Here is a 10,220-nt window from a genome sequence, read left to right as displayed (position 1 = left end):
CCGCATAGCCCCTGCAGCCTCTCGGGAGTATCTTGAGCGCCGGCCCACAGCGCGCGGAATACCTGGACGACGCACAGCGGCGCCAGGTGGCGGCGGAACGCGCCCGCACGCTGTGGATAGCCGAATGGCCGACCTGGCTGCTGATCGCAGCCATCTACGGCGGCTGGTTCGCTACGCTGGCGCATTGGCGGGAACTCGGCGCACCGCTGGGCACGGCCCTGATGGTGTGGTGGTGCGCGTGGTACATGTCGCTGCAGCATGAACTGATCCATGGGCACCCGACCCGCAAGCCCTGGCTCAACCGGCTGTTCGGCCAGGCGCCGCTGGCCGTCTGGTATCCGTATCGCCTGTACCGCGACAGCCACCTGGCGCACCACGTGGATGCCCACCTGACAGTGCCGGCGCTGGATACGGAAAGCTATTACGTGGCGCCCGCCGCGTGGGCCGGCATGAGCGCGCCGCTGCGCCGGCTGTACTGGTTCAACAAGACATTCGCCGGGCGCCTGCTGGTGGGGCCGGCGATCTCGATCGTCACGATGCTGGCCGAAGCGGTGCGCCAACCGCTGCGGGGCGACTGGCGCTACGTGCCGATGTGGCTGGGCCACCTCGCCATGCTGGCCGCCTTGCTGTGGTGGATCGACAGCCGGTTCGGCGTTGCGCCGCTGTATTACCTGCTGGCGATCGCCTACCCGGCCCAGTCGCTGGCGATGGTGCGCTCGTACTACGAGCACCGGCCGGTGGCCCAGCACAAGCAGCGCATCGTGCTGAACGAAGCGGGGCCCGTGCTGCGGCTGCTGTTCCTGAACAATAACCTGCACCTGGTGCATCACGACCTGCCTTCGCTGCCGTGGTACCTGCTGCCGCGCGTGTATGCGGCGCGCCGCGGCGCCTACAATGTCCGCAGCGGTGGCTTTCACCTGCAGGGGTATGGCGCGCTGCTGCGCCGGTATGCGCTGCGGCCGGTGGATGCGCCGGTGCATCCACACACTTTTTCCGAGACGACCGATAACAATGACCTGGAAAGCCGCACTGCCCATGTATAACGTGTCACCGCGCTTGCGGCAAGGCTACGATGCCCTGCTGGAAGCGCTGCTGGCCGAGGCCGGCGTCACAGCGGCGGTCGAACTGGTGGACGACCCGGGACCGTTGCCGGACTTCTGGCGGCAGCCGGACCTGCTGCTCGCGCAAACCTGCGGTTATCCCTACGTGACGACGCTGCGCGCGCACGTGACACTGCTGGCCACGCCATGCTTCGACGTGCCGGGTTGCGCCGGCAGCGATTATTCCAGCGTGCTCGTGGCGCGGCGCGACAGCGGCATCCGCGTGCTGGCCGACGCGCGCGGCCGCGTGGCCGCCGTCAACGAAGCGCATTCGAACAGCGGCATGAACGCCTTGCGGCACGCGGTGGCCCCGCTGGCCCGCGATGGCACATTCTTTGGCGGCGTGGCCTGGTCGGGCAGCCATGCCGCCAGCCTGCGCATGGTGCGCGAGGGCGCGGCGGACGTGGCGGCGATCGATTGTGTCACCCATGCCTACCTGCGGCGCGAAGATCCGGCCGCCCTGGCAGACGTGGTATCGCTGGGCTTCACGGCCGCTTCGCCCGGCCTGCCGCTCATTGCCGGCAAGGCCGTGCCGGACGCGGTGGTGCGGCGCCTGCGCGGTGCGCTGCTGGACCCGGGCAGCGGGCTGCGGGCCGCGATGGCACCACTGCGGATACGGGGCTTTGCCCAATGCGACGAGCAGGAATACGGCCGGATCGGCGACCTGGAGCGGCACGCGGTGCGCCTGGGCTATCCCGTGGTACGCTGATCCGGCTTTCGTCTACAGCACGGGTCTACAGCACGGGTCTACAGCACGGGTCTACAGCACATTCCTGCCGCTGACAGACGCCATGATCTCGTCATGGCGCTCGTCGTCCGTCTTGTGCAGGTAGGCCGCCGTGGTGGAAATGTTCGCGTGGCCCGCCGTTTCCTGCAGCGTCTTCAACTGCACGCCATTGTTGGCATGGTTCGTGAGCATGCTGTGGCGCAGCCAGTGCGTGGACGCCTGACGCAGCGTCGCGGCGGTGTCGCTGTCGCCCTGCGCGGCCGCCGCGGATGCCGCAGCCGCGAAGACCGCCTTCAGGGCCTCGGATGCCGCTTCGTCGGTAATGCGGTTCAAGCCCTTGCCGCGGCTCGACAGCACCAGCGGCGTGCTGTCGGTGCGGCCCGTTTGCGGCAGCAGGCCGAACGCCACCCGGTAGCGGCGCAGGGCATCGAGCATGTCCGGCGGCACCGGCAGCCGGCGCGGCTTGCTGCCCTTGCCGACCACGTCGATCCACCAGCGGCCATTGCCCTCCGTGTAGATGGACCCCATGCTGGCGCCGACGATCTCGTTCAGCCGCGCCCCCGTGTGCGAATAGGCCACCAGCAGGAAGCGGTCGCGTTCGCGGCGGCGCAGCGCAGCCGGCGTTCCGGCCGCACGCGTTTCCACGGTGGCGAGGGCCAGGCGGATCGCATCCTGCGTGAGGTAGCGCGTGATGCGGCTGGCCCCGGGAATGCGCACCTGCTTGACGAGCGCGCCCGGGTCGCGGCGCAGGTAGCCGGTCTGCTCGGCAAACGCGAGCAAGCCTTTCACCGCAATCATCGCCTGGCGCCGGCTGGCATCGGACAGCGGTCCGGAAAACGGGCGATAGCGTTCGTCCGTGCGCGGCCACTTGGTTGTCGAAACCCAGTCGGCGGGCGGCGCCTTCAGGAATTCCTTGTAGGCGTTCAGGTCGGATACGCCCAGCTGGCGCAGCGACTTGCCGGCCTCTTCGCGGCACCACGTGAGGAAGCGGTAGAGCTCCTTTTGCGTATTGGCCACCGACTTCGGCCGCAACTCGCCGTGGCTGATGTACTCGCGCGCGATTTCACTGTCCGTGCGCGCATCCGTCATGGCATCGTCGGGAACGTCGCGCCATGCATCGGGATCGATGTCGCGCAGGGCCAGGCCGCCAGCGCCGCGCGAAGAACGCGAGCCCTGGTCGAACGGTTGCAGGTCGATTGGCGCGAATTTGCTCATGAAGCGAAATACTGTTCGGATAGACAGTATTGTACAGTATTCCATACAGTGGTTTCAGCGCTTCCGCGTCCTGAGACGCCGGATGACCCACGCATAGACGAGCACGTTGAGAAGGACGACCGCGCCGGCCAGCGCGAGCTGCGTCTCCCGGTTCAGTCCGTCGGGATAGATGAGCGACACCAGCCACCGTTCGATGAAATCGCCTTCGTAGCGGGACATGCCGGCACGTGCGCGCAGGTCGTTTTCCAGCGACGTCAACGGACAGCCGGCGCCCATGGCTTCTACCAGGAATCCCCACGCGGCGGCGGGCAGGTGGATGGCAGCCATCCAGCGGCGCCGCAGGGCCAGCATGCCGCCGAACAGCACGAACGCGATGAAGCCGAGGTGAAGCACCAATACTGCCGTGGCTGCCAATGCGTAGAACACGATACCCTGCCCTGCGTGGAGTCGCTGGCGGAGGTCAGCGCCTGCCCGCCTGCCGCAGGATCCATTGCTGCTGGGTCGCTCCGTGCGCCTTGGAAGTCAGGTGCACCTGTTCGGGCTCGATCACGATCTCGCGCGGCGCGGCAATCACGTTATACACGGCGAACGTGGAAGTGGGCGGCGTGACCGTGTCGTTGTAGCCGGCATAGAACAGCACCGGCGCGCGCAGCCGTTTCGCGAAGTTCACGGTGTCGTAGTAGCCGGTGGTCTTTACTTTCGCGGCGATGGGCTGGTCCTTCACGTTGCCGGCATCGTCCTTCCGGAACAGGCCCGGCCAGCCACCGGCGCGTCCGCTCAGGTAGCCGGTCACATCGGAATAGGCGGGGTACGAGGCCACGGTGGCCGTCACGCGCGGGTCGAGCGCCGCCGTGGTGATGGCCAGTTGACCGCCCTGGCTGCCCCCTTGCGTGACGAGCGTCTTGCCGTCCCATTTCGGGTGCTGCACGAGGTAGTCGAGCCCGCGCAGCGCGCCCAGGTACACGCGGCGGTAGTAATAGGTATCGCGGTCGTCCAGGTTGTAGCGGTTGTAGCTGTCCAGCGCGCCGTAGCGCAGCTGTTCATACAGTTCGTCCGGCAGGTTGACGGGAATGCCGTGGATGCCGATCTGCAGGGTGATCGCGCCCTGTTCGGCCAGGTCGACGGCGCCCTTGTAGCCGCGCACGCCGGCCCCCGGCACTTGCAGCACGGCCGGATACCTGCCTTCGGCGCGCGGCACGGCCAGCACGCCATAGATGCGGGTTGGCCGGCCGCCCTGGCCCACGTTCTGGTAATGAAGATACGACACTTCGACGGCCGCAGTCGACAGGTCCGGTGCGGGTGCGAGCGTCCACTGCGGCTCGACCTTTGCAAGCTGTTCTTTCTGGGCGGCCCAGAAAGCGTCGAAATCGGCCGGTTCCGCTTGCACCGGGCGGATGTCGAGCGGACTGAACGCCGCCGTGGCGCTGGCTTTTACCTGCTTGCCATCGACCGTGGCTTCGACGATCGCGCGCACGAAGCCAGGCTGTGCCTGAGCCGGCATCGGCAGGGACACACCTTCCTTCGGCACCACGATTGTGCGTTCCGGTCCTTCCAGCATGTCCGGGCCCAGGCGGTAGCGGACCAGGATGCCTTGGGCGGGATACGGCTGCACGTCCAGCCGGATGCGCACGGTGGCACGGTCGCCGGCCTTGTAGGTCCAGTCGGCGCGGTCCAGCGTGACGGCCAGCGGACTCGCCGCAGGTGCCGCGTTCAGCAGGCGGACTTCGGACGACGCCGCGGCGACGGTGAGAGGAACGTGGCTGGCCGCAACCAGTGCGGCGATGGCCAGCAGGCGGAAGGAATGACGGGTCATGAATCACCTTGGGGAATCGGAAAGGTGATCGTAGGAGCGGAGCGCTGCAGCGTCAATGCCGAGCCTTTAAATAGTCAGAGGGCTGCGCGCCGCATGTTTGCGCTCAAAGCAAAGATCCGGGGCAAATGGCTGTTGAGCCGCGGGGGTCTGTCCCCGGTAAGTGGTCCCCTGATGCCCGGTTGTTAGCGTATCGAGGGGACTGACCCCGGTTGTTAGCCAGCGCAATCGACATGGCGACGAAAAACCGGGGTCAGTCCCCTGGCCACGCAACTGGCAAGCACTAACGCTGACACTTACCGGGGACAGACCCCAGTGACTCTGGCGCCGTTTGCAACTTCCAATGCCGGCCCATGAACTTGAACCGTCAGCCCGCAGCGACCCGCTTGGCGATGTGCGCCAGCGCTTCTTCGACCTGGTCGATGAGCACGAGGCACAGATCGCCTTCGCCCAGCCGGTCCAGCGCCGTGTCGATGGCGATGAACTCGCCGTTGATCTCGTCCACGTTGCGGGTACGGGGCGCATCCTTCAGGCCCTGGCGCAGCAGCGCGATGACTTCGCCGCTGGCGCGGCCGCGCTGGCACTGGTCTTCATACAGCACCACGTCGTCGAAGGCCTTGCCGAGGATTTCCGTCTGCTGGCTGATGTCCTCGTCGCGGCGGTCGCCGGCACCGGAAATCACGACCGAGCGGCGTTTCGCCGGCATCGATTCGACGGCCTGTACCAGTGCCAGCATCGCATCGGGGTTGTGGCCATAGTCGGCGATCACGGTGGCGCCGCGATAGTCGAACACATTGAAGCGGCCCGGCGCATTGTGGCTGTCGGTCGTGAAGGTCTTCAGGCCCAGGCGGATCGATTGCCAGTCGATACCCGCGCCCCACGCCGCGGCCACGGCCGCCATCGCATTCTCGACCTGGAAGCCGATCGCGCCGCCACGGGTCAGCGGCACGTCCGCCAGCGCGATGCGCTGCACGAACTTGCCCTCGACGGCAACCAGGTCGCCCTTGTCGACGTACACGGTACGGCGGCCCTGGGCCACGTGGGTGGCCACGACCGGGTGGTAGCGGTCGGCGCCAAAGAACATGACCTTGCCTTTCGACGCCGCGGCCATCGCGGCCACGATCGGATCGGTGGCGTTCAGCACCGCCCAGCCGTTCTCGTCGACGTTCTGCACGATCACGCGCTTGAGGACCGCGAGATCCTCGACGGTGGTGATGTAATTCAGGCCGAGGTGGTCGCCGGCGCCGATGTTGGTGACGACGGCCACCTTGCAGCGGTCGAACGCGAGGCCCTCGCGCAGGATCCCGCCGCGCGCCGTTTCGAACACGGCGGCATCCACGTCCGGGTGCTGCAGCACGTTGCGCGCGCTGCGCGGGCCGGAGCAGTCGCCGCTGTCGATCTGGCGGCCGTTGACGTACACGCCATCGGTGTTGGTCATGCCCACGCGCAGGCCTGACGAGGCGATCAGGTGCGCGATCAGGCGCACGGTCGTGGTCTTGCCGTTCGTGCCGGTGACGGCGACGACGGGAATACGGCCATCCTCGCCCTCGGCGAACAGCGTGCCCACGATCGCCTCGCCGATCGGGCGGCCCTTGCCGTACGAAGGCGACAGATGCATGCGCAGGCCCGGCGCGGCATTCACTTCGACCACGCCGCCGTTCTGTTCCTCGATCGGACTGAGCACGGAGTCGACGACGACGTCCACGCCGCAGATATCGAGGCCGATCATCTGCGCCGCTTCCACGGCGCGCGCGGCCACTTCGGGGTGCACGTCGTCGGTGACGTCCATCGCGCTGCCGCCGGTGGACAGGTTGGCGTTGTTGCGCAGGATGACGCGCTGGCCCTGGGCCGGCACCGAATCGGCATCCAGGTCCTGCATTTTCAGGCGCGCCAGCGCGATGTCGTCGAAGCGGATCTTGGTCAGCGACGTCGAATGGCCGCTGCCGCGGCGCGGGTCGGCGTTGACGATGTCGACCAGCTCGCGCACCGAATGCACGCCATCGCCCACCACGTGCGGCGGATCGCGCCGCGCTGCCGCCACGAGCTTGTTGCCGATGACGAGCAGGCGGTAGTCATGGCCGGGCAGGAAGCGCTCGACCATGATGTCGTCGCGGAACTCGCGTGCCGTATTGAAAGCCGCGTGTGCCTGTTCCTCGGTGGTGATGTTGACGGTGACCCCCTTGCCCTGGTTGCCGTCCTTCGGCTTGATCACCACGGGCAGGCCGATCAGCTGGGCCACCTGCCATGCCTCCTCGGCGCTGTCGACAGTGCGGCCGACCGGCACCGGCACGCCTGCGGCATCGAGCAGTTTTTTCGTCAGTTCCTTGTCCTGCGCGATATTTTCAGCGATCGCGCTGGTCGAATCGATCTCGGCGGCCTGGATGCGGCGCTGCTTGCTGCCCCAGCCGAACGCCACCATGGAGCCGGAAGTCATGCGGCGGTAGGGGATCTTGCGGGCCACGGCGGCATGCACGATCGCGCCGGTGCTCGGGCCCAGGCGCACGTCCTCGTCCAGGTCGCGCAGCTCCGCCAGCGCAGTGGCCAGGTCGAACGGCGTATCCTGCAACGCGGCGTTGATCAGTTTTTCGGCCAGTTCCACAGCCAGCCTGCCGACTTCTTCCTCGGTGTATTCCACCACCATCTGGAAGATGCCTTGTTCCACCGTGGGCGTGGTGCGGCTGAACGTGACGGGGCACCCGGCTTCGGCCTGCAATGCCAGCGCCGTGAGTTCCAGCACGTGTGCCAGCGGCACCGCGTCGGCATGCCCGTGCGGCTGGAACTGGCCGATGCGGGGAAAGCGCGCGCGCAGTTTCACTTCGAAGCCGGGCAGCTTGTCGACCGCCAGCTCTTCCGGCGTGCACGAAACGATGGCTTCGATCGCGGTATGGTGGCTCCAGAGGTTCGGGCCGCGCAGCGCGCGGGTGCGGATCACTTCCATGTACTATTCCTGTGTGGTGTTCTTCTTAGCGGGCAGCCGACTGTGCAATGACACGTGCAGTCACGCGGCCCGGTTCTTCCATTCGAACGTGCGCAGCGCGGCGGCGACCAGGTCCGGCGACAGGCCGAGCGCCCAGCCGGTACCGATCGCGGCCAGCACGGCTTCGCGGCATTCGTCGGCGTCGTTCGGCAGGCAGCTTGCCGGCAGTTCGGCCACTTCGTCCGCGCCGATCGCCATCACGAACGAGCCGCCACGGCCGAATACGACACGGCCGCCTTCGCTGCGGTGCGCCACGAGTGCCGGCGCATCTTCGTGGACGGCGTAGAACAGCACGCCGCCATCGCACAGCCGGGCCATGTCGGCAACCTGCTCGTCGCCGGCATTGAGCACGGCCATGCCATCGGGCAGCACCACGTCGACCTGCGTGCGCAGCACGCGGAACATCTGCTCCGGATCGTCGATATAGAACTCGCCCAGCCTGTCGTGGCCGCGCGTGTCGGTAACGACGCCGACCGTGCAGCGGTCGTAGGCCAGGCCTTCGGTAAGGACCATGCGGTTGCCGTTGGCGAACACTGCCGTTTCGACGTTCTTGTTCAACAGCAGGCGCTGGCCGGATTCCCATTCGGTCAACGGGCCGCGCGCGATCTTGCGGCCGTTCAGGTAGACGCCTTCTTCGCAGGCCACGCCCACGTAGCGGCCGGAGACCTGCAACTGCCATGCCGTGAGCCGCGCGATCAGCGCCGTATGGCACGTGCCGGCCACGCCGACGATCGGGATGCGCCCGGTTTCGCCCGGGGCGAACATTTCCTCGACGATCGCCGCACCCACGGGCCGCGGCGTGCCGCCCGGTGCCGGCTTCAGGTGGGCCAGCAGGCCCGGGCTGGCGTTCACTTCGATGATCGCGCCACCCTGCTCTTCCAGCGGGCGGGAGATATCCTGCGCCACCAGGTCGATGCCGGCGATATCCAGGCCCACCGCGCGCGCCGCCAGCGCCGCCATCTCGGCGACGGCCGGATGCACGAGGTCGGTCACGTCGTTGGCGACATTGCCGTTGATCGCGATGAGCACCTTGCGGCCCGCTTCCGGCACGGTATCGGGCGCGAGGCCCTGGCCTTGCAGGACCAGTTGCACTTCCGGCGACTTTTCCGGTTCGACGGGGTTCAGCGGATGTTCCTCGTTCGGCCCGCGGCGCGGGTCGGAATTGATCTGCGCATCGACCAGCTGCGTGATCGTGGACTGGCCGTCGGCCGTGATCCACACGGATTCGCCGCGCGAGGCGGCCACGACTTTGCGGCCGACCACGAGCAGGCGGTGTTCGTCGCCCAGCACATAGCGCTCGACGATCACCGACGAGCTGTCGCCCCGTTCGAGCGCGATATGGAAGGCCTTGCGGACGTCGGCTTCGTTGGTGAGGTTCAGCGTCACGCCGCGGCCATGGTTGGCGTCGGACGGCTTGACCACCACGGGCAAGCCGATATCCTGCGCTTCTTCCCAAGCTTCGTCCTCAGTGTCGACCAGCGCGCCCTCGGGCACGGGAACGCCGCAGGAAGCCAGGATGCTCTTGGTCATGTCCTTGTCGCTGGCGATCCCTTCGGCGATCGCGCTGGTGTTGTCCGTTTCCGCCGTCCAGATGCGGCGCTGGCGGGCGCCATGGCCCAGTTGCACCAGGTTGCCGTCGGTGAGGCGGATGTGCGGCACGCCGCGATCGGTGGCGGCGTCGACGATGCTGTTCGTCGACGGACCCAGGCACAGGCGCTCGACCATGTCCGTCAGCCGGGCGACCGTGGCCTGCAGGTCGTAGGGGCGGTCTTCGATACAGGCCATCAGCAGGTCGCGGCCGGCGGCCAGCGCGGCGCGGCCCACGTTTTCCTGGCGGGTGCGGAACGCCATCTTGTAGATACCGCTGCCCTCGGCCGTCTGGCGCGTCTGGCCGAAACCGGTGCGCATGCCGGCCAGGTTCTGCAGCTCCAGCACGATGTGCTCGAGGATGTGGCCGGCATAAGTGCCGTCGCGCAGGCGCTCGAAGAAGCCGCCATGTCCGCCGACGCCGCAACGATGCTCGACCATGCCCGGGAGCAGCGTGGTCAATCTTTCGTAAAGGCCAGGGATAGTGTTGGAAGGGAAGTTTTCAAGCTCGCCGATATCGAGCCAGGCTTCGATGACGGGGCGGTAGGTCCAGATGTTCGGGCCGCGCAGGTAAGTCACGCGGAGAACGTCGATATCTTTCTTTTTTGTCATATTTTTGCTCTAGTACCTCTTACGGTATACTCAACCCTACTCGACTGCGTCGCGCCACCAGGGTGTTCACGAGAAACGGCTTCCTCTTCCGAATCGTCCCTGAAGAATACAATAAATACAATGCGGGCTTACTCTTCCGTGTGCTAATCGTGTCAGCGCACTGATAGCCTGAACCGTTACATCCTGATATTT

Annotated in this window: 7 protein-coding genes; 2 read left to right on the top strand and 5 right to left on the bottom strand. The window is 66.9% G+C overall.

Going from position 1 to position 10,220, the window contains the following annotated elements:
- Window positions 1-32: 32 nt before the first annotated feature.
- Entirely contained in the window at window positions 33-1,043 is a 1,011-nt protein-coding gene (locus ACY65G_RS04310) for a fatty acid desaturase (protein WP_464996122.1), read from the top strand.
- On the top strand, window positions 1,036-1,809 hold the full coding sequence (locus ACY65G_RS04305; RefSeq protein ID WP_464996121.1) for a phosphate/phosphite/phosphonate ABC transporter substrate-binding protein: 774 nt from the start codon (window positions 1,036-1,038) through the stop codon (window positions 1,807-1,809). The genes ACY65G_RS04310 and ACY65G_RS04305 overlap by 8 nt, the downstream gene beginning before the upstream one ends.
- 51 nt (window positions 1,810-1,860) lie before the next feature.
- On the opposite strand, the gene ACY65G_RS04300 is transcribed toward ACY65G_RS04305, so the two are convergent.
- The 5 genes from ACY65G_RS04300 to ACY65G_RS04280 form a co-directional block, all read right to left on the bottom strand.
- Entirely contained in the window at window positions 1,861-3,042 is a 1,182-nt protein-coding gene (locus tag ACY65G_RS04300; protein ID WP_464996120.1) for a tyrosine-type recombinase/integrase, read from the bottom strand.
- Window positions 3,043-3,096: 54 nt separating this feature from the next.
- Window positions 3,097-3,468, bottom strand: a complete 372-nt coding sequence (locus ACY65G_RS04295; RefSeq protein WP_464996119.1) for a DUF2784 domain-containing protein — start codon at window positions 3,466-3,468, stop codon at window positions 3,097-3,099.
- Window positions 3,469-3,502: 34 nt separating this feature from the next.
- Window positions 3,503-4,855 (bottom strand): acetylxylan esterase, encoded by a 1,353-nt coding sequence (locus ACY65G_RS04290; RefSeq protein WP_464996118.1) that lies wholly within the window; start codon window positions 4,853-4,855, stop codon window positions 3,503-3,505.
- A 364-nt stretch (window positions 4,856-5,219) separates the two neighbouring features.
- Complete coding sequence (cphA, locus tag ACY65G_RS04285; RefSeq protein WP_464996117.1) at window positions 5,220-7,790, bottom strand: cyanophycin synthetase; 2,571 nt, start codon at window positions 7,788-7,790, stop codon at window positions 5,220-5,222.
- Between the two features lie 60 nt (window positions 7,791-7,850).
- Window positions 7,851-10,028, bottom strand: a complete 2,178-nt coding sequence (locus ACY65G_RS04280; protein ID WP_464996116.1) for a cyanophycin synthetase — start codon at window positions 10,026-10,028, stop codon at window positions 7,851-7,853.
- Between the last annotated feature and the right edge of the window lie 192 nt (window positions 10,029-10,220).

Source organism: Pseudoduganella sp. jia 12 (assembly GCF_055502675.1).
Note: the sequence above shows the minus strand (reverse complement) of the source record. Positions and strands in the feature narration are given on the sequence as shown.

Bases quoted from the DNA above. Each gene is read 5' to 3' on its own strand.
- cphA (WP_464996117.1), bottom strand. From the start codon at position 7,790: ATGGAAGTGATCCGCACCCGCGCGCTGCGCGGCCCGAACCTCTGGAGC.
- ACY65G_RS04280 (WP_464996116.1), bottom strand. From the start codon at position 10,028: ATGACAAAAAAGAAAGATATCGACGTTCTCCGCGTGACTTACCTGCGC.
- ACY65G_RS04300 (WP_464996120.1), bottom strand. From the start codon at position 3,042: ATGAGCAAATTCGCGCCAATCGACCTGCAACCGTTCGACCAGGGCTCG.
- ACY65G_RS04290 (WP_464996118.1), bottom strand. From the start codon at position 4,855: ATGACCCGTCATTCCTTCCGCCTGCTGGCCATCGCCGCACTGGTTGCG.
- ACY65G_RS04305 (WP_464996121.1), top strand. From the start codon at position 1,036: ATGTATAACGTGTCACCGCGCTTGCGGCAAGGCTACGATGCCCTGCTG.